Genomic DNA, 18,968 nt, shown 5'->3' on the forward strand with positions numbered 1-18,968 from the left:
CACGATTTTCATAGTCGACACGCATCAGCACGGCTATCGCGACGCAATTCAGCAAGATGCCCGACCCGCCGTAGCTGACAAGCGGCAAGGTAAGGCCCTTGGTTGGCAGCAGGCCAAGGTTCACGCCCATATTGATAAAGGTCTGCGCGCCGAACCAGATGCCGATGCCCTTCGCCACTAGCCCCGCGAACGTGCGGTCGAGCGCGAGTGCCTGGCGGCCGATCTCAAACGAGCGGCGCACGATCCAGTAGAACATCAGGATCACAACGAGCACGCCGACAAAACCGAGTTCCTCGCCGATCACCGCGAGGATAAAGTCGGTATGCGCTTCGGGCAGATAGTTGAGCTTCTCGACACTACCGCCCAAGCCCACGCCAAACCACTCGCCGCGCCCGAAAGCGATCAGCGAGTGCGTCAATTGATAGGCCTTGCCCTGCGCGTAACGGTCGTCCCACGGATCGAGGTAAGCGAAGATCCGCTCACGACGCCACGGGGACGCCCACACCAGCAAGCTGAACGTACCGACCGCAGTGGCCACGAGGCCGCCGAACAGCTTGCCATTCACGCCTCCGAGGAACAGCACGCCCATCGCGATCGCGGCGATCACCATGAACGCGCCCATGTCCGGCTCGAGCAGCAACAACGCGCCGACGAGACCCACTGCAACCGCCATCGGCAGAAAGCCCTTGGCGAAGCTCTGCATGTATTCCTGTTTGCGCACCGTGTAGTTGGCCGCGTAAATCGTCACGGCGAGCTTCATGATTTCCGACGGCTGCATATTCGTGATGCCGAGAGGAATCCAGCGACGCGCGCCGTTCACACCCTTACCGACGTGCGGGATCAGCACGATCACCAGCGCGAGCAGCGAAAGCAGGAAGAGCTTTGGCGCGTACTTATCCCACGTCGAGATCGGGATGCGGAACGATACGACGCCGATTACCGAGCCCATCACCACGAAAATGAGCTGGCGCACCAGGAATGCGTAATCGCGGTACGACGCGTACTTCGGCGAATCAGGCATCGCGATCGACGCCGAATACACCATCACGACGCCAAGGCCAAGCAGCGCCACGACCACCCACAGCAGCGAGTGATCGTAGTCGAGCATCCGCGAGCGCAGTGGACGCACGCCGTTCACGGCGCTCGCGAGACCACTCCCGCCAGTGCGGCTGGAGGTGCGGCCCGCGCTAGCTGTATCGCCATTGCCGGCAAGGCGCGAACCGAAGCGTTCCGACCAGCTCATATCATCGTCCCCCGTTCGGCCGCGATGTCTTCCACCGTGCTGCGAAACACCGCCGCACGATGTGCGTAACCCTTGAACATGTCGAAGCTCGCGCAAGCCGGTGACAGCAGCACGACGTCCCCGGGTTGCGCCAATGCGGTGGCGGCCCGCGTCGCTTCTTCGAGCGTCGCGTGATCGGTCATTGCGATGCCGCTGTCTTCGAGCGCGGCGCGAATCTGCGGTGCGTCACGGCCGATCAGCATCACGGCGCGGCACCAGCGCATCACAGGCGTGGAGAGCGGTTCGAAATCCTGCCCCTTGCCGTCGCCGCCAACGATCAGCACCGCGCGTTGCGCGAGACCGTCGAGCGCGGCAACCGTCGCGCCGACGTTGGTGCCCTTGCTGTCGTCGACGTAATCGACACCTTCGATCGACGCGATCAATTCCACGCGATGCGGCTCGCCACGGTATTCACGCAGGCCGTGCAGGAGCGGCGCGCCAGGCAGACCGACCGCGCGCGCCAGTGCATAGGCGGCCAATGCGTTTGCGGCGTTGTGCAGGCCGCGAATACGCAGCGCGTCCGCCGGCATCAGACGTTTGAGTGCGATGTTCTTCGGTGCCACCACTTCGCTCCTGCGACGGCGCGTCGGCGCAGGTTCGTCACTCACGTCACGATCGTGCGCTTCCACCAGCCAGACCATGCCGTTGTCGCGCAGCAGACCGTAGTCACCATCGTTCTTCGGCTCGGTCACGCCAAACGTGATCATCGTCGCCTCGCTGCCCGCGGAAGGAGCAAGCGCCATCACGCGCGAGTCGTCGCGGTTCAGTACACGCACGGTCTGTGTACCGAAGATACGGCCCTTCGCGGCGGCGTACGCATCGAGGCCGCCGTGCCAGTCCAGGTGATCTTGAGTGATGTTCAGAACGACCGCTGCGTCCGGCGTAAACGTGTGGGCGGTTTCCAGCTGGAAGCTCGACAGCTCCAGTACCCACACGTCAGGCAAGGCGGTGTTGTCGATCGCTTCGCTGAGCTTGTCCAGCGCGGCCGGGCTGATATTGCCCGCCACCGCGACTTTCTTCCCGGCGCGTTCGCACAGCAAGCCGGTCAGACTCGTCGTCGTCGTCTTGCCGTTGGTGCCGGTGATCGCGATCACCTTCGGCGCATAGCCGCTTTCGCCAAGCGTCTTCAACGCTTGCGCAAAGAATTCGAGTTCGCCCCACACCGGGATGTCCTGCTCACGCGCCGCCGAGATCAACGGCAGCAAGTCGGCGGCGAGCGGCGACAAACCCGGGCTGATCGCCACGAGTTCGACACCCTCGAGCAGCACCGGCGAAAACAGGCCGCCGACGAACTCGGCATCGACGCCGTGCGCTTCCATAGCGGACAGGTTCGGCGGTACCTCGCGCGTATCGGCCACACGCAGCCGACAGCCGTGCCGCGCGCACCAGCGCGCCATCGCGAGACCGGATTCACCGAGTCCCAGCACGAGCACCATCGGCTTTTGCCGATCCCGAAACTTCTCGCCAAACATCGCCTGCTTCCCCTAAATACGACTTAACGCAACTTGAGCGTGGACAAACCGAACAGGCACAACATCAACGTGATGATCCAGAAACGCACCACCACCTGCGTTTCCTTCCAGCCCGACAATTCAAAATGGTGATGCAGCGGCGCCATCTTGAAGAGACGCCGCCCTTCGCCGAAGCGGCGCTTGGTGAACTTGAACCACGTAACCTGCAGCATCACGGAGAGCGTCTCCGCGACGAAAATGCCGCCCATGATGAAGAGCACGATTTCCTGACGCACGATCACCGCGACCGTGCCGAGCGCGCCACCTAGCGCCAATGCGCCGACGTCGCCCATGAACATCTGCGCCGGGTGCGTGTTGAACCAGAGGAATGCGAGCCCCGCTCCACCCATCGCCGAACAGAAGATCAGCAACTCACCCGCCCCGGCGATATGCGGAAACAAGAGGTATTTCGAATAGACCGAACTACCCATCACATAAGCGAACACCCCGAGCGATGCGCCGACCAGCACGACCGGCATGATCACTAGGCCGTCGAGACCGTCGGTGAGATTCACCGCGTTGCTCGAACCCACGATTACCAGATACGTCAGCACGATGAAACCCCACACGCCGAGCGGATAGCTGATCGATTTGACGAACGGCAGCATCAGGTCGGCCCGCGCCGGCAAGCCCATCGACAAGCCGCTGCGCACCCACGCCATGAACAGATCGAACACGCGCACGTTGCTCGCCTCGGACACGCTGAACGCGAGATACACTGCCGCGAACAGGCCGATCACCGACTGCCAGAAATACTTTTCACGCGACGACATCCCGCGCGGGTCCTTGTAGACCACCTTGCGGTAATCGTCGACCCAGCCGATCACGCCGAAACCGAACGTGACGAGCATCACGATCCAGATGAAACGATTGGTCAGATCGGCCCACAGCAACGTCGACACGGCGATGCCGAGCAGAATCAGCACGCCGCCCATCGTCGGTGTACCGGATTTGACGAGGTGCGTTTGCGGACCGTCTTTACGAACGGCCTGACCGACCTTCATCGCGGTCAGCTTGCGGATCACCGCCGGGCCGCAGACAAGCCCAATCAGCAGCGCGGTAATGGTGGCCATCACCGCACGGAAAGTCAGATAACTGAACACGCGCAAGAAGCTTGCGTCATTCTGCAGCCATTGCGCCAGCGCCAGTAGCATGCTTCGGTCCTTCTATTTCAATGTGCAGCGGGCGTGTTGCCCGCTGCGTTCGGTTGTGGACTCGTTACGGCGTCCACCACGCGCTCCATTTGCATGAAGCGCGAGCCTTTCACGAGAAGCGTTGCAGCAGAGCCGAAACCCGCCTGCTGCAATTGCGCGATCAGCGTGCCGACATCGGCAACGTGATGCGCGTCCGCGCCATACGCGGTGCAGGCGTCGCGCGAGGCGTCGCCCATGGCGTACAGCGCGTCGATGCCGCGTTCTTTAGCGTAGGCACCGATTTCGCGGTGAAACGCCGGGCCGTTATCTCCGACTTCGCCCATGTCGCCCATCACCAGCACGCGCGGGGACTCGCACGACGCGAGCACGTCGATCGCTGCGCGCATCGAGTCGGGATTCGCGTTGTAGGTATCGTCGATCACGGTGGCGCCAGCGAGCGTGCCGAGCGCGGCGTGCTTCACCTGCAAGCGGCCTTTCACTGCACCGAACGATTCGAGACCGCGCTTGATCGCGTCGAGCGGAACGCCTGCGGCGAGCGCGGCCGAAGTCGCGGCCAACGCGTTGTGCGCGTTGTGGTTACCGAGCACTTGCAGCGTGACGTCGACGTGGCCTTCCGGCGTGTCGATGCTCAGTATGTTGCCCGCGAACGTGCCGGTTACCGCGGCTTCGGTCACGCGCTCAGCGTCGTTCAAAGCAAAGTCGATGATGCTGCTGCCCGTTGCCGCGACGCGCCAGATGCTCGCGTATGCATCGTCGGCCGGGAACACGGCGATACCTTCCGGCGTGAGTGCGTGAATCACGCTCGCATGCTCGAGTGCGACGGCTTCGACCGTCGCCATGAATTCCTGATGCTCGCGTTGTGCGTTGTTCACTACCGCGACCGTCGGCTCAGCGATCTTCGCGAGCAACGAGGTTTCACCCGGATGGTTCATGCCGAGTTCGACCACCGCCAGTTGATGCGCGGCGTGCAGACGGAATAGCGTGAGCGGCAAGCCGATATCGTTATTGAAGTTGCCGGCAGTCGCGAGGCGTGCGTCCGCGCCGACCGCGGCGGCGAAGATCGACGCGATCATTTCCTTGACCGTCGTCTTGCCATTGCTGCCCGTCACGGCGACGAGCGGCATGCTGAACTTGCGACGCCAGCCGCGCGCGAGTGCGCCGAGCGCGACACGCGTATCGGCCACACGCAGCGCGGGCACGTGCCAGTCGCCTGGCATGCGCGTCACCAGCGCTGCCGAGACGTTGCGCGACGCGACTTCCGGCAGGAAGTCGTGCGCGTCGAAACGGTCGCCCTTGACCGCAACGAACAGATCGCCTGGGCCGGCGCTACGGCTATCAGTCGAAACGCGTTCGAACGTGACGCTTTCGTCACCCAGCACGGTTGCGCCGGGAATCAGCGCCGCGGCTTCACGCAGCGAGAACATCGCGACATCTCGCAGGGTCATTCGCCACCTCCGCGTGCGTGCGTCGCCCGTGCGGCGAGCGCGAGGCGAGCGTGGTCCTGATCGGAGAAAGCGCGCTTCTTACCCATGATTTCCTGTGTTGCCTCATGCCCCTTGCCGGCCAGCACGATGACATCTTCGCGTGCGGCGCTGCGGATCGCTTGCAGGATCGCACTCGCGCGGTCCTCGATGCGGCGCGCCTTCGACGCGTCTTTCATGCCTGCGGCGATCTGCTCAATGATCAACTGCGGATCTTCGCTGCGCGGGTTGTCGCTGGTCACGACCACACCGTCAGCGATCCTCTCGGCGATCGCACCCATCAGCGGACGCTTGGTCGCGTCACGGTCACCTCCGCAGCCGAACATACAGATCAGTTCGCCGCCTCGTGCAGCCGCCATCGGGCGCAGGGCTTCGAGTGTCTTTTCCAGCGCGTCCGGCGTGTGCGCGTAATCGATCACGACGAGCGGCTCGTCGTTTTGCAACCGGCCGCCGAGACGTTGCATGCGGCCGTTGACCGGTTCGAGCTTTGCGAGTTCGGCGAGCGCCGCGTCGAACGGCACGTCGGCGGCGAGCAATGCGCCAAGTACGCCGAGCAGATTGCTGACGTTGAATGCGCCGAGCGTTTGCACTTCGACTTCGGCGTTGCCCCAAGCTGATGTGGTCAGATGAAACGCGGTGCCAGTCGCGGTTGCACGAACATTCGACGCGAGCAGCAAGGCATCGGCTTGCTGCGCACCGGCGCCCGACGCGTCTTTCAGCGTCTCGTCGAGGCCGTACGCGATCGTGCGGGCACGGCCTTGTGTACTGGCAAGCAGACGGCGACCAGCAGCATCGTCGCGATTGATCACCGCCGCGCGCAATTCCGGCCAGGCAAACAGCCGCGCCTTGGCGGCTTCGTACGCTTCGAACGTGCCGTGATAGTCGAGATGGTCTTGCGTCAGATTCGTGAATACGGCGATGTCGAACGCCGTGCCGTTCACGCGGCCCTGATGGAGCGCGTGCGACGACACTTCCATCGCCACCGCCTGAGCACCCGCGTCGCGCAACTGCGCGAGACTGCGTTGCAGTTGCGGCGCGTCAGGCGTCGTGAAACCGGTGTGTACGAGTTGGCCGGGCAGACCTGTGCCGAGCGTACCGATGATCGCGCAACGTTTGCCGAGCGCGGTTAGCGCCGCGGAAATCCACTGGCTACACGAAGTCTTGCCGTTGGTGCCGGTGATGCCGACCACCAGCATGCCGTCGCTCGGATCGTTATACCAGGCGCTCGCAATCGACCCCGCGAGTTCGTTCAACGCCGGCACGGCCAGCGTCGTGGACGAATCGATCGCGTCGCTAAAGCCTTCGGGCTGGACGAGTACGGCTGCTGCGCCACGTTCGATCGCGCTGTTAATGAACGGGCGGTTGTCCGCACCGTCGACCGCATAGGCGAAGAACGCGTCGCCCGCAGCGATCGAGCGCGTGTCGGCGTGCAGATGCGCGCCTGGCTGCACGCGAGCGTGCAGCCAGTTGAGTGCGGCGGCGATCTGCCGGTGCGCGGGATGCTTCTTACGCAGCGCGCTCATCGCACAACTCCGGGATGGCTTCTCGCATTGGCGGAGATCGTCATCTTTTTTGCGCCACTGCTGGTGGACAGTTTCTTGACTGCCCCAGGCGAGGCGGGTGCACTCGGCGCGGCAGGCGCCGAATCGTCCGACACGACCATCTGTTTGACCGGCATGTCCGGCGGCACATTCAGCGAGCGCAGCGTATCGCCGACGATCGCCGAGAACACCGGACCCGACACCTGACCGCCAAAGTGGCTGCCCGCCGTCGGTTCGTCGACCGACACGGCGACGACGATGCGGGGATTCGGCATTGGCGCCATGCCGACGAACGAAGCGCGGTATTTGGAGTGGTCGTAGCCGTGAGCGCCATGCTTGTATGCGGTACCGCTCTTGCCACCGACGCGATAGCCCGGCACGGCCGCATCCGGCGACGTGCCGCCCGGCGCCGTGACGGTTTCGAGCATTGCACGCACTTCGCGAGCCGTGGTGGGCGCGAAAATTTGCGGCCCGGTTGCCGGCTGATCGCTAGGCGTACGGAAAATCGACACCGGCATGATCTCGCCGTCATGCGCGATCGCGGTGTAAGCGCGGCCCAACTGGAACAGCGACACCGACAAGCCGTAGCCGTACGACATGGTCGCCTGCTCGATACGGCGCCAGCTCTTCCATGGACGCAGACGACCCGCCGCCGCGCCCGGGAAGCCGACCTTCGGCGCCTGGCCGAGACCGATGCTGGTGTACATGTTCCACATCTCTTCGGGCTTGAGCTGCATGGCGATCTTCGTCGCGCCGATGTTGCTCGACTTCTGGATCACGCCGCCCACCGTCAGCACGCCGAACGCGCTGTCGTCGGTAATCGGCGCACCGTCGAGCACAAAGCGGCCCGGCCCCGTATCTACCAGTGTAGTCGGCGTCACGCGGTGCAAGTCGAGTGCCAGCGAGATCGTGAACGGTTTCATGATCGAGCCCGGCTCGAAGGTGTCCGTCAAGATGCGGTTGCGCAGCTGATCGCCCGTAAGGTGCGAACGGTCGTTCGGGTTGTACGTCGGGTAGTTAACCAGCGCCAGCACCTCGCCGGTCCGCACGTCGATCACCATCGCCGCGCCGGCCTTCGCCTTGAACTTCTCGACGGCCGCTTTCAGATTCGTATAAGCGATGTACTGGATCTTGCTGTCGATCGAGAGATCGACGTCCTGCCCGTTGTGCGGCACGACTTGTTCGTCCACATCTTCGATGATGTGGCCCATGCGGTCTTTAATGACGCGGCGGCTGCCCGACATGCCGGCCAGCAACTTCTGGTCGCCGAGTTCGACGCCTTCCTGGCCCTCGTCTTCCACATTGGTGAAGCCGATCAGGTGAGCCGTGATCTCGCCTTCCGGATAGAAGCGCTTGTACTCGTCGCGGGCATAAATGCCGGGGATGTCCAGCGCGGTGACTTTCGTGGCGACGTCGACCGGCACCTGGCGCTTCACGTAGACGAAGTTCTTGTCCTCCGAGAGCTTGGTGCGCAACTCCTTGTTCGTCATGCCGAGCAGCTTGCCGAGCTGGTTCAGCTTGTCGGCGCCAAGGTCGTCCGGCACCGAGTCAGGAATCGCCCAAATGGCGCGCACCGGCAGACTCGTGGCGAGCACGAGACCGTTGCGGTCGAGAATCTTGCCGCGTGTGGCCGGCAGTTCGAGGCGGCGCTGGTAACGGATTTCACCCTGCTTCTGATAGAAGGCGTTGCCAGGTCCCTGAATCCAGAAGGCGCGTGCGGTCAGCGCGACAAACGCCATGAACAGCATGAACACGACGAGTTTCGAGCGCCACATGGGCAGGCGCACCGACAGGATCGGGTTCGCCGAAAAGGCGACGCTTTTGCGAGTCGACGGTTTTTTCATCGCACGCCTCCGCGACCGGCCGCAGCCGGCGCCGGACCGGAAGTCGGGATCGGCGCGTCCTCAGCCTTGGCGGCGCCCGGGTCGAGCGTCAGATACTGGGTGCGGCCGGTCGTGACCGCCTGCATCTTCAGGGAATCAGTGGCGATCTGCTCGATGCGCGAGGTCTTCGACAATGCGCTCTGCTGATATTGAAGCTGTGAATAATCCTGCTGCAGCTGGCGCTCCTGTGATTGAGCGCGCTGCAACTGGATAAAGATCTGACGCTGCTGATTGGTTGCGTTGACGACAGACAAAGCGCAGCCCATCACGATCATCAGCAGGAAGATATTGAGGCGGCTCATGGCGCGATCCGCTCCGCCACACGCATCACGGCAGAACGGGCGCGCGGGTTCGCGGCGACTTCAGCGTCGCTGGCGAACACGCGGCCGATGATTTTGAGCGGAGGGCTCGGCAGATCGACCGCGCGAATCGGCAGGCGGCGATCCACCGTAGGCGTACTGGCGTGCGCCTGCATGAATCGCTTGACGATCCGGTCCTCGAGCGAATGAAAGCTGATGACCACCAGCCGCCCCCCTTGCTCCAACAGCGACAACGCTGCTTCTAAAACGACTTGCAGCTCCGCAAGCTCTTGATTGATGTGAATCCGTATAGCTTGAAAGGTGCGGGTTGCCGGATCCTTGCCCTTCTCACGGGTTTTGACGACGTTAGCCACGATTTGGGCAAGCTCGCCCGTGCTGACGAGAGGCCCAAGACGGTCGGACTCTGCCCGGCGAGCAACAAGCGCCTTTGCAATCTGAAAAGCAAACCGTTCTTCCCCATAATCTCGTATCACCTCAGTCAGTTCCTGCACCGTGGCCCGCGCCAGCCAGTCAGCAGCGGACTCGCCGCGCGTCGGGTCCATCCGCATGTCGAGCGGGCCGTCGGCGCGGAAACTGAAACCCCGCTCCGGATCGTCGACTTGCGGCGACGACACGCCCAGATCCAATAAAACACCCGACACCCGCCCTACTCCGCGTTCCGCAATCGCGTCACGCAGTGAAGCAAAACTCTCATGCACGATGCCAAAGCGCGGATCGGCAATCTGCTGAGCCGTGGCGATGGCGAGCGGGTCTTTGTCGAATGCAATCAACCGCCCCGATTCACCCAGCTTCTCCAGCACCAACCGGCTATGACCGCCGCGCCCGAACGTACCGTCCACATAAACGCCGTCGGCGCGCGTAACCAGCGCTTCGACCGCCTCTTCCAGCAGCACCGTGCGATGCTGCAATTCGTTTCTCATCGCAGGTGCCATATATGTAATCCGCGATCAGAACGTGAAATTCTTTAACGCTTCGGGCATGCCCTCGGCGATCGCTGCCTGTTCCTTTGCTGCGTAAATTTGTGCGTCCCACAACTCGAAGTGACGACCCATACCGAGCAAGGTCACTTCTTTCTCCAGCGAGCCGGCCGCGCGTAATTCCGGCGACACGAGTACGCGGCCCGCGCCGTCCATATCGACGTCCATGGCGTTGCCGAGAAAAATGCGCTTCCACCAGGCCGCGTTCATAGGCAGCTTGTCGACCTTGTCGCGGAAGATCTCCCACTCTGGGCGCGGAAAGAGCAACAGGCAGCCGTCCGGGTGCTTGGTGATCGTCACCCGGCCCTCTGCCTGTGTTTGCAGCGCATCCCGATAGCGAGAGGGGATCGACATCCGCCCTTTCGCATCGAGTGTCAGCGCCGACGCCCCTTGGAACACTTCACTCTCCCTTGTCGACTAGAGTGGGCGCTTTAGCTGTCGATCGGAGTTAGCGCCTTAGCGCTTACTCCGGCCCCATGCAGAGCACTTACTCTGGTCCCATGCAACCTGGTTGCTCGCGGCGTTTTTGCGCCGGCTGCCCGATTCGTGAAAATCTACCCGAAACTGCCCGTGAGATCACACAAAAATACACTTTCTCACACTGTCTCCCACTTTAGAGTAACGCTAAACAGGGGTCAAGGGAGATGCGCGCTTTTCGAGCGAATTTTGTTTGTTAGAACAAGGACTTAGCGCGACTCCTTCACGTCAGACATAAAACGGAAAACCGTTATAAATGAATGAGCTAGTGAAACTTGTGAAGGTGATACGTGAAAAGTGCGAGGGAAAGGCGCGGAATGTAAGAGATCGTGAAGCGGGATTGGAAGGTGTTTGCTGGCGTTCCGGGTATTTCGGGCGGACGGCGCGCGAAGCGCCGCCCCACACTCAGACAGTGCGTGAGCAGATGTCTCGACCTTATATGTAATAGGCGGTGTGTGTCATGACTTTCGATACCGCCCGCATGAGCGCGCGCGCAGGAAACGGCAACTCGACGCCGCCTGCGTCCATGGCGGATTTACCGTGCTCCGCTTCGTCCACGCGCATCTGTTCGACGATCGCGCGCGACTCGCGGTCGGCCCCGGGTAACTGATCCAGATGGCTATCCAGATGCTGTTCAACCTGCCGCTCGGTTTCGGCCATAAACCCCAGACTTACCCGATCACCCAGCCGGCCTGCCGCGAGGCCAATTGCCAACGCACCTGTATACCAAAGCGGGTTCAACAGACTTGGACGCGAATCGAGCGCCTCGAGGCGTTTGGCGGTCCACGCCAGATGATCCTCTTCTTCTATGGCAGCGTGATTAAACACAGCCCGCAAAGACGGCGACCTGGTAGCGAGTTTCTGAGCCTGGTAAAGCGCCTGGGCACACACCTCGCCGACATGGTTCACACGCATCAAGCCGGCCGCATGCGCGCGTTCCGCCGGGGAGAGTTCGGCAGGCTCCGCCGTCGATTCTTGCGGAACTGGCAACGGACGACTCATCCGCGACACGCCAGTCATTGAGCGTAAACCCCGATCAAACTCGCTAATTAACTCGTCCAGAAACATTCAGCACTCCCTGATTCGACAACCGCTACGCCACGCCGGCAGGTCCGCGTGGCAAGGCTTTGCAAGGCAAAACCCGCGTTCCGCGAACCGTGAATTCGGGCGAATCCAACGGCCAATTCTGGATTTTAGACCATGTTGCGTAAACGAAACAGGAACCGTCCTGGCCGTCTCCTTTTTCTTTGTGGCATGTATGCCTTTTGTTACATTACGTGCAACTTCTCGCGAAGTTGGACATGCAAGGCCTCAACGCTACATAAATATTCGCCTTGTACAAAAGATTCGTAATCCTTGGAGATCATTCGATGAAAAAGTCGCTTCTCGCTCTCGCAGCACTGGGCGCATTCGCAGGCGTCGCACATGCTCAGAGCAGCGTGACCCTGTACGGCATCATTGACGAAGGCTTCAACGTCACCACCAACTCGGGTGGCAAGCACCTGTACAACCTGTCCAGCGGCGTTATGCAAGGCTCGCGTTTCGGCCTGCGCGGCACGGAAGATCTGGGCGGCGGTCTGAAGGCAATCTTCGTGTTGGAAAACGGCTTTGACGTGAACAGCGGCAAGCTGGGTCAAGGCGGCCTGATGTTCGGTCGTCAAGCTTACGTCGGTCTGTCGAGCCAACTCGGCACGGTCACGCTGGGTCGTCAGTACGACTCCGTCGTCGACTACGTCGGTCCGCTGGAAGCCGGTGACCAATGGGGCGGCTACATCGCTGCTCACCCGGGTGACATCGACAACTTCAACAACGCGTACCGCACCAACAACACGGTCAAGTACACGAGCGCAAACTACGGCGGCCTGACGTTCGGCGGCACGTACAGCTTCGGCGGTGTTGCTGGCAACGTCACGTCGAACCAGATCTGGTCGTTGGGCGCTGGCTACAACAACGGTCCGTTGGTCTTGGGCGTCGGCTACTTGAACGCGCGCACCCCGTCGGCATCGGGTGGCCTGTTCAACAACGGCGGCACGACGACGGCAGCGAACGCAGCTGTGACGTCGCCGGTCTACGCTGGCTTCGCATCGGCTAACACGTACCAGGTGATCGGTGCAGGCGGCGCATACACGTTCGGCGCAGCAACGATCGGTGCAACGTACTCGAACATCCGTTTCGGCAACCTGGGCGCTTCGTTCACGTCGCCGTTCAAGGGTCAGACGGCTACGTTCAACAACGCCGAACTCAACTTCAAGTATCAGTTGACCCCGGCATTGCTGGTCGGCGCAGCGTATGACTACACGCGCGGCGCGGAAATCAACGGCGCATCGCGTGCTCAGTACCACCAAGGTTCGGTTGGCGTGGACTACTTCCTGTCCAAGCGTACCGACTTGTACGTGGTTGGTGTGTACCAGCACGCTCTGGGCGAAACGCTGAATGCAGCGGGCGCTACGGTCGATGCAACGGCTGGCATCAACGGTCTGACGGGTTCGTCGAACCAGAACCAGCTCACGGCTCGCGTTGGCATTCGCCACAAGTTCTAATAAGTCGTAATAAAGCAGTCTGCCTCAAAGGCGCCTTCGGGCGCCTTTTTTTATGGCCGCGCGACGCACACGTCGACTACGACGGATCAAAGAGAAAGGCCCGGCAGACTTTCATCTGCCGGGCCTTTCTCTTTCTTTCCTGCAATGCGTTACGTCTAGTCGGCTTTGATCCGGACGATCGGTTTGATGCGCGTGATGCGCCTATGCCCGGCCGTCGCGCAATTCGCGACGCAGAATCTTGCCGACATTGCTCTTGGGCAACTCCGTTCGGAATTCGACGATCTTCGGCCGCTTGTAGCCGGTCAACTGCTGTTTGCAGTACGCGAAGATATCCGCATCAGTGAGCGCCGGATCTTTCTTTACGACGAACAGCTTTACTGCTTCGCCCGAATGCTGATCCGGCACGCCAACTGCGGCGACTTCGAACACACCCGGCAGCTTGGCGACCACGTCCTCGATTTCGTTCGGATAGACGTTGAAGCCAGAAACCAGAATCATGTCCTTCTTCCGGTCGACGATCTTGACGAAGCCGCTTTCGTTCATCAAACCGACGTCGCCCGATTTGAAGAAGCCATCCGGCGTCATGACCTTGGCCGTTTCGTCCGGACGATTCCAGTAGCCAGCCATCACCTGCGGGCCACGAATGCAGATCTCTCCCGGCTGGCCGAGCGGCACCTCATTGCCATCATCGTCGCGAATCGAGATTTCCGTCGACGGCAGCGGCAAACCGATCGTGCCGCTATATTCCGTGACGGTGACCGGATTGCAGGTGACGCACGGCGACGTCTCCGACAGACCGTAGCCCTCGATGATCGGTGTATGCGTATGTTCGAACCAGCGCTTGGCGACAGCTTCCTGCACCGCCATACCGCCGCCATTTGCCGCGATCAGCTTCGAAAAATCCAGTTTGTGGAAATCAGGACTGTTCAGCATCGCGTTGTACAGCGTGTTGACGGCGGGAATCGTCGTAATCGGATAGCCTTGCAGCGCCTTGATCATCCCAGGGATGTCGCGCGGATTTGGAATCAACACGCCGAGGCCGCCGGTACGGATCGTCAGAAGCCCGCAAACCGTCAGCGCAAAGACGTGATAAAGCGGCAATGCGACAACGGTGATGAACTGATCGATGTCCTTGCGGTTAGCGCGGACCGGATCGAGCCAGATTTCCGACTGCAGCACATTGGCGATCAGGTTTCGATGCAGGAGCGTCGCGCCCTTGGCCACGCCGGTCGTGCCGCCCGTGTACTGTAGAAACGCGACGTCGTCCGGACCCTGCTGGACCGGTTTGAAACTCTGGCGGCCACCCTCGGCGATTGCGGTGTTGAACTTGACGTGACCCGGCAGACTCCACGTCGGCACCATCTTCTTCACTCGGCGCACGACGAAGTTCACCAGCGCGCCTTTCACGCCCATCAGATCGCCCATTGCGGCGACAACGACGTGCTTGATCGCCGTATTGCGTACGATCGCCTGCAACGTGACAGCGAAGTTTTCGAGCAGGATGATCGCTTCCGCACCGCTGTCCTTGAGCTGATGCTCGAGCTCCCGCGGAGTGTAAAGCGGGTTCACATTCACCACCACGTAGCCCGCGCGCAAGATCGCCGCAATTGCCACCGGATATTGCAGCACGTTCGGCATCATGATTGCGATGCGCGCGCCGCGGGCAAGGCCCTTCGACTGAAACCACGCGGCCAGTTTGCGCGAAAGCACGTCAAGCTCGCCGTAGCTGATCTCCTTGCCCATGCACACGAACGCCGGTTTGGCGCGGTAGTCGCGGAAGGCTTCTTCGAGCAGTTCGGCGACGGACGTATAGCGGGTCGGGTCGATCTCTGCGGGAACGCCGGGCGGATAAGATTTCAGCCAGATTTTGTCCATGCAGCGTCTCCTCCTTTATTTTCGAATGGTCGTGCTAAAAACGCATCGTAGCATGGGCGACCCTTTGCTATTCGCGAAAAGCGGCTGGGTTAGACTGCAGCCTCGAACCCGTTGAGGGCCGTAGCCGCGGGATTTTTGAGCAGATTTTCAGGCGCGTTCGACTTCGACGAGGCAGTCGTAGAACGTGGCCGATCCGCCCAGATCGGTGAGCGCCTGGCTAGTCACCTGGTTGGCGTTGCGGCCATCGGGCGCGAGTTTTTTCCACCAGATCGACAGTCCGACCACTAGCCCTTGACGTGCCTTGTCAGTGACACGGGCGCGCGCTTGCATCGCGCCGCGATCGTTGAATATGCGCACTTGCATGCTGTCAGCAATGTTTCGCTGCTGCGCGTCGGCCGGGTGAATGTCCAGGTGTGGCTCGCCTTCCGTCGAGCGCAGACTTTCAACGTTGACGAATGTACTGTTCAGGAAGTTGCGGGCCGGCGGAGAGATCATCGCAAGCGGGTAACGGGCGGCAAGCTCGGGCGCACCATCTGCGGATTCGTAAGGCGGCAGATAATCTGGCAACGGATCGAGCCCTTGCTGCGCGAGGCGCTCGCTGAAGAACTCGCATTTGCCGGACGGCGTGCGAAAACCACCCTCAGCAAATGGCGCCTCAGGCAAGTTCAGCTTTGCCCAGCCAGTTTTCTTTAACGAGTCCCAGCTGACGCCTTGCAGCGTTGCGTCGTTCCAGCGGAATGCCGACTGTGCGATAGCGTCGTCGCTATCGTAAAGCGCCGGCTCCTGAAGGCCCATATGACGCGCCAGGCCGCGAAAGATCTCCGTGTTCGGGCGTGCATCGCCGACCGGTGCGATCGCCGGCAAGTTGACCATTACGTGCGTGTGTCCGTACGACTTGTGCACATCGAGGTGCTCGAGCTGTGTCGTGGCGGGCAAAAGCAGATCAGCGTAGTCCGCAGTGTCGGTCTGAAAGTGCTCGAGCACGATCGTGAAAAGGTCCTCGCGTGCAAAACCCGCGGCGACCCGTTCCGAGTCCGGCGCGACCGCCACAGGATTCGAGTTATAAACGATGATCGCTTCGACTTTCGGGCCGAACACGGCGTCGCCCGGGTGCAGCAACGCGTCGCCGATTGCGTTCATATTGATGGCCCGCGCTGGCTTTGCCGGCCAGCCCGGCATCAGGTCCGGGCGCTGCAACGCGTGCGAATCTACCGGTGCCCATCCACCCGACGATAGCAACACACCGCCGGCCCGCTCGCGCCATGCGCCGGTCAGCGCAGGCAGACAGGCAATTGCGCGCACGGCGTTACCGCCGCCACGCACCCGCTGCAGACCATAGTTCATCCGGATCGCGGCCTTTTTTGTGCTGCCGTAAAGGCGTGCGAGATCGACGATCACCTGCTCGTCGACACCGCAAATTTGGGCGGCACGTGACGGTGGATAGCTGAGCGCGCGGACCTTGAGTTCAGCGAAGCCCAGCGTATGAGCGTCGATGTAGGCGTGATCGAGCAGATTCTCCGTAATCAACACGTTGATTATGCCGAGCGCTAAAGCGCCGTCGGTTCCGGGTTTCAGTGCAATGTGCTGGTGGCATTTTTCCGCCGTCAGTGATCGGTACGGATCGATGGCGATCAACCGTGCGCCGCGACGCTTGGCTTCCTGGACGCGTGTCCAGAAGTGCAGGTTCGACGCAATGGGATTTGAGCCCCAGATCAGGACAACCTCGCTCTCGGCAAAGAACTCCGTGAGCATGCCGAGGCTGGCGCCGTAGGTGTATTTCAGCCCCGCCGCACCGGCGGCTGCACAAATCGTGCGGTCTAACTGCGATGCGCCGAGTTTGTGAAAAAACCGCTGCGCAATACTGTCGCCCTGAACCAGGCCCATCGTGCCCGCGTAGCTGTACGGCATGATGGCTTCTGGCGTTCGGTTCGCGATCTCCGACAGGCGTGCTGCAGCCAACTCGTACGCTTCATCCCAACTGATCGGCTCAAAACGGCCTTCGCCTTTGGGGCCGACGCGCTTCATCGGTGTCGTCAATCGATGCGGATGGTGCACCCGCTCGGCATAACGACTAACTTTGGTACATAGCGCACCTTGAGTTGGAGGATGGTCGGGATCTCCAACGACCTTGATCGCCCGTCCGTTTTCAACGGTCACGCGCATCGCGCAGGTATCAGGGCAATCGTGCGGACACACCGCGCGGGCGAATTCAGTCGGAGCATTCATTGGCGATCCGTCCAGGAGAGCGGCAAGCGGTGAGGCGATCCCGGATTTTATTACGTCCATTGCTCGTTGACCTACATGGTGCCGTCAAAAACGCCTTCGGCGTAGAATCGGTTATCGACGTGCCCGGACGATATGGCCCCGAGCGATTCCACGCAAAGCAAAGCACAAGCGCCCCATCATGAAACTGATCCCAGAAATCCAGGCCGCCCACGGCGAAATTCAGACCCTTCGCCGAACGATTCATGCACACCCCGAACTGCGTTACGAAGAGACAGCCACAGCGGACCTGGTTGCCAGGACACTTGAGTCCTGGGGCATCGAAACTCATCGTGGATTGGGCAAAACGGGCGTAGTCGGCATACTGAAACGCGGCAATGGATCGCGCTCGATCGGACTGCGCGCCGACATGGATGCGCTGCCGATTCAGGAGCTAAACAGCTTCGATCATCGCTCGCAGAACAACGGCAAAATGCACGCGTGCGGCCATGATGGACATACCGCGATGCTGCTCGGCGCGGCGCGACATCTGGTCAAGCACGGCGAATTTGATGGCACGATCGTGTTCATCTTTCAACCTGCAGAAGAAGGCGGTGCCGGCGCACAGGCAATGATCGACGATGGCCTGTTCACGAAGTTTCCGGTCGATGCGGTTTTCGGAGTTCACAACTGGCCGGGCATGCCGGCAGGCCACTTCGGTGTGACCGAAGGCCCGATCATGGCGTCCAGCAACGAATTTCGCATTGAAATCAAAGGCGTGGGTTCGCACGCGGCACTGCCGCACAATGGCCGCGACCCTGTGTTTACGGCGGTACAGATCGCGAACGGGTTGCAGAGCATCATCACGCGAAACAAGAAACCGCTCGATACCGCGGTACTGTCCATCACCCAGATCCACGCCGGCGACGCCGTCAATGTTGTCCCGGACGACGCGTGGATCGCTGGCACCGTGCGGACTTTTACCACCGAAACGCTTGATCTGATCGAAGCACGCATGCGCAAGATCGCCGAAAGTACGGCAGAGGCTTACGATTGCTCGGTGAATATCCACTTCCACCGCAACTATCCGCCGACCATCAACAGTAGCGACGAGGCGCGCTTTGCTGCGACGGTCATGAAGGAGATTGTTGGCGCGGAAAATGTCGACGACGCGGTCGAGCCGACAATGGGCGCCGAGGATTTTTCGTTCATGTTGCTGGCCAAGCCGGGCTGTTACGCATTTCTCGGCAATGGCGACGGTGGGCACCGGGACTCAGGACATGGTGCCGGGCCTTGCATGCTACATAACGCGAGCTATGACTTCAACGACGAGCTATTGCCGATCGGCTCAACGTATTGGGTGCGGCTGGCGCAACGATTCCTGGCACAAGAAGAATAAATTGGTTGGGTAGATCGGGTCGATGGCTTGTGTGTCGCGGACCGTCACGCGCGTCTATGTGTGACGCGCTATTGAGGTCAGGCGTGCTTATCTGGAACGGACGGGTTACGCGAACGCGTTGCGGATCGGCGGGGAGTGAGCGCCGGGGAACTGAAGCGCATCAGGCAAAGTGCGCGGCGACGAGGTTCCAGATCCGGCCATGCTGGACAAACTGGCGGGCTGCCGGCCCACACGAGGGCCCGGCCTGAGCGTGGCATCGCAGTCGCGATGGCACGGCGGGCGGCGCCGCCCCGTTCTGTGCCTGCTTTTCTGCAGCCCGCTTTTTT

Annotated in this window: 14 protein-coding genes; 2 read left to right on the forward strand and 12 right to left on the reverse strand. The window is 61.4% G+C overall.

Annotation, left to right across the window (positions count from 1 at the left end; genetic code table 11):
• From ftsW to coq7, 10 genes are all read right to left on the reverse strand, one after another.
• Nucleotides 1–1,243, reverse strand: a 1,243-nt coding sequence (gene ftsW / locus PQR40_RS38365) for a putative lipid II flippase FtsW (protein ID WP_408242010.1), incomplete at its 3' end; no start/stop codon positions are given.
• Nucleotides 1,240–2,754 carry a UDP-N-acetylmuramoyl-L-alanine--D-glutamate ligase gene (gene murD / locus PQR40_RS38370; protein ID WP_408511215.1) on the reverse strand — a complete coding sequence of 505 codons (1,515 nt, stop codon included), beginning with the start codon at nucleotides 2,752–2,754 and terminating at the stop codon, nucleotides 1,240–1,242. The genes ftsW and murD, both read right to left, overlap by 4 nt.
• Before the next feature lie 23 nt (nucleotides 2,755–2,777).
• Nucleotides 2,778–3,947: a phospho-N-acetylmuramoyl-pentapeptide-transferase gene (gene mraY / locus PQR40_RS38375; RefSeq protein WP_408218445.1), complete on the reverse strand. Its 1,170-nt coding sequence runs from the start codon at nucleotides 3,945–3,947 to the stop codon at nucleotides 2,778–2,780.
• Between the two features lie 17 nt (nucleotides 3,948–3,964).
• Nucleotides 3,965–5,392, reverse strand: a complete 1,428-nt coding sequence (locus tag PQR40_RS38380; protein ID WP_408242006.1) for a UDP-N-acetylmuramoyl-tripeptide--D-alanyl-D-alanine ligase — start codon at nucleotides 5,390–5,392, stop codon at nucleotides 3,965–3,967.
• Nucleotides 5,389–6,951 carry a UDP-N-acetylmuramoyl-L-alanyl-D-glutamate--2,6-diaminopimelate ligase gene (locus PQR40_RS38385; RefSeq protein ID WP_408511216.1) on the reverse strand — a complete coding sequence of 521 codons (1,563 nt, stop codon included), beginning with the start codon at nucleotides 6,949–6,951 and terminating at the stop codon, nucleotides 5,389–5,391. The genes PQR40_RS38380 and PQR40_RS38385 overlap by 4 nt, the downstream gene beginning before the upstream one ends.
• Nucleotides 6,948–8,813, reverse strand: coding sequence for a peptidoglycan D,D-transpeptidase FtsI family protein (locus PQR40_RS38390; protein WP_408242002.1), 1,866 nt, complete (start codon nucleotides 8,811–8,813; stop codon nucleotides 6,948–6,950). Before PQR40_RS38390 ends, PQR40_RS38385 begins: the two co-directional genes overlap by 4 nt.
• Nucleotides 8,810–9,154 (reverse strand): cell division protein FtsL, encoded by a 345-nt coding sequence (gene ftsL, locus PQR40_RS38395; RefSeq protein WP_408242000.1) that lies wholly within the window; start codon nucleotides 9,152–9,154, stop codon nucleotides 8,810–8,812. Before ftsL ends, PQR40_RS38390 begins: the two co-directional genes overlap by 4 nt.
• Nucleotides 9,151–10,104, reverse strand: a complete 954-nt coding sequence (rsmH, locus tag PQR40_RS38400; RefSeq protein ID WP_408340993.1) for a 16S rRNA (cytosine(1402)-N(4))-methyltransferase RsmH — start codon at nucleotides 10,102–10,104, stop codon at nucleotides 9,151–9,153. Before rsmH ends, ftsL begins: the two co-directional genes overlap by 4 nt.
• A gap of 15 nt (nucleotides 10,105–10,119) precedes the next feature.
• Complete coding sequence (mraZ, locus tag PQR40_RS38405) at nucleotides 10,120–10,548, reverse strand: division/cell wall cluster transcriptional repressor MraZ (protein WP_006053203.1); 429 nt, start codon at nucleotides 10,546–10,548, stop codon at nucleotides 10,120–10,122.
• A gap of 513 nt (nucleotides 10,549–11,061) precedes the next feature.
• The gene (gene coq7, locus PQR40_RS38410) at nucleotides 11,062–11,694 is read right to left on the reverse strand and encodes a 2-polyprenyl-3-methyl-6-methoxy-1,4-benzoquinone monooxygenase (protein ID WP_408511217.1); all 633 of its coding nucleotides are present in this window, start codon (nucleotides 11,692–11,694) and stop codon (nucleotides 11,062–11,064) included.
• 302 nt (nucleotides 11,695–11,996) lie between these two features.
• Between coq7 and PQR40_RS38415 the strand changes: the two genes are divergently transcribed.
• Entirely contained in the window at nucleotides 11,997–13,166 is a 1,170-nt protein-coding gene (locus tag PQR40_RS38415) for a porin (protein WP_408241993.1), read from the forward strand.
• Nucleotides 13,167–13,367: 201 nt separating this feature from the next.
• Here PQR40_RS38415 and PQR40_RS38420 read toward each other — a convergent pair whose 3' ends face one another.
• Nucleotides 13,368–15,041 carry a long-chain fatty acid--CoA ligase gene (locus PQR40_RS38420; protein WP_408511218.1) on the reverse strand — a complete coding sequence of 558 codons (1,674 nt, stop codon included), beginning with the start codon at nucleotides 15,039–15,041 and terminating at the stop codon, nucleotides 13,368–13,370.
• Nucleotides 15,042–15,188: 147 nt separating this feature from the next.
• The gene (locus PQR40_RS38425) at nucleotides 15,189–17,267 is read right to left on the reverse strand and encodes a molybdopterin-containing oxidoreductase family protein (RefSeq protein WP_408511219.1); all 2,079 of its coding nucleotides are present in this window, start codon (nucleotides 17,265–17,267) and stop codon (nucleotides 15,189–15,191) included.
• A gap of 178 nt (nucleotides 17,268–17,445) precedes the next feature.
• On the opposite strand from PQR40_RS38425, the gene PQR40_RS38430 reads away from it, so the two are divergent.
• Nucleotides 17,446–18,642 (forward strand): M20 aminoacylase family protein, encoded by a 1,197-nt coding sequence (locus tag PQR40_RS38430; protein WP_408511220.1) that lies wholly within the window; start codon nucleotides 17,446–17,448, stop codon nucleotides 18,640–18,642.
• Nucleotides 18,643–18,968 lie beyond the last annotated feature (326 nt).

This window comes from Paraburkholderia sediminicola (assembly GCF_046026855.1).
Classification (GTDB): domain Bacteria; phylum Pseudomonadota; class Gammaproteobacteria; order Burkholderiales; family Burkholderiaceae; genus Paraburkholderia; species Paraburkholderia sediminicola_A.

Bases quoted from the DNA above. Each gene is read 5' to 3' on its own strand.
- PQR40_RS38425 (WP_408511219.1), bottom strand. From the start codon at position 17,267: ATGAATGCTCCGACTGAATTCGCCCGCGCGGTGTGTCCGCACGATTGC.
- PQR40_RS38430 (WP_408511220.1), top strand. From the start codon at position 17,446: ATGAAACTGATCCCAGAAATCCAGGCCGCCCACGGCGAAATTCAGACC.
- murD (WP_408511215.1), bottom strand. From the start codon at position 2,754: ATGTTTGGCGAGAAGTTTCGGGATCGGCAAAAGCCGATGGTGCTCGTG.
- ftsL (WP_408242000.1), bottom strand. From the start codon at position 9,154: ATGAGCCGCCTCAATATCTTCCTGCTGATGATCGTGATGGGCTGCGCT.
- PQR40_RS38380 (WP_408242006.1), bottom strand. From the start codon at position 5,392: ATGACCCTGCGAGATGTCGCGATGTTCTCGCTGCGTGAAGCCGCGGCG.
- PQR40_RS38385 (WP_408511216.1), bottom strand. From the start codon at position 6,951: ATGAGCGCGCTGCGTAAGAAGCATCCCGCGCACCGGCAGATCGCCGCC.
- rsmH (WP_408340993.1), bottom strand. From the start codon at position 10,104: ATGGCACCTGCGATGAGAAACGAATTGCAGCATCGCACGGTGCTGCTG.
- PQR40_RS38390 (WP_408242002.1), bottom strand. From the start codon at position 8,813: ATGAAAAAACCGTCGACTCGCAAAAGCGTCGCCTTTTCGGCGAACCCG.
- PQR40_RS38420 (WP_408511218.1), bottom strand. From the start codon at position 15,041: ATGGACAAAATCTGGCTGAAATCTTATCCGCCCGGCGTTCCCGCAGAG.
- coq7 (WP_408511217.1), bottom strand. From the start codon at position 11,694: ATGTTTCTGGACGAGTTAATTAGCGAGTTTGATCGGGGTTTACGCTCA.
- PQR40_RS38415 (WP_408241993.1), top strand. From the start codon at position 11,997: ATGAAAAAGTCGCTTCTCGCTCTCGCAGCACTGGGCGCATTCGCAGGC.
- mraY (WP_408218445.1), bottom strand. From the start codon at position 3,947: ATGCTACTGGCGCTGGCGCAATGGCTGCAGAATGACGCAAGCTTCTTG.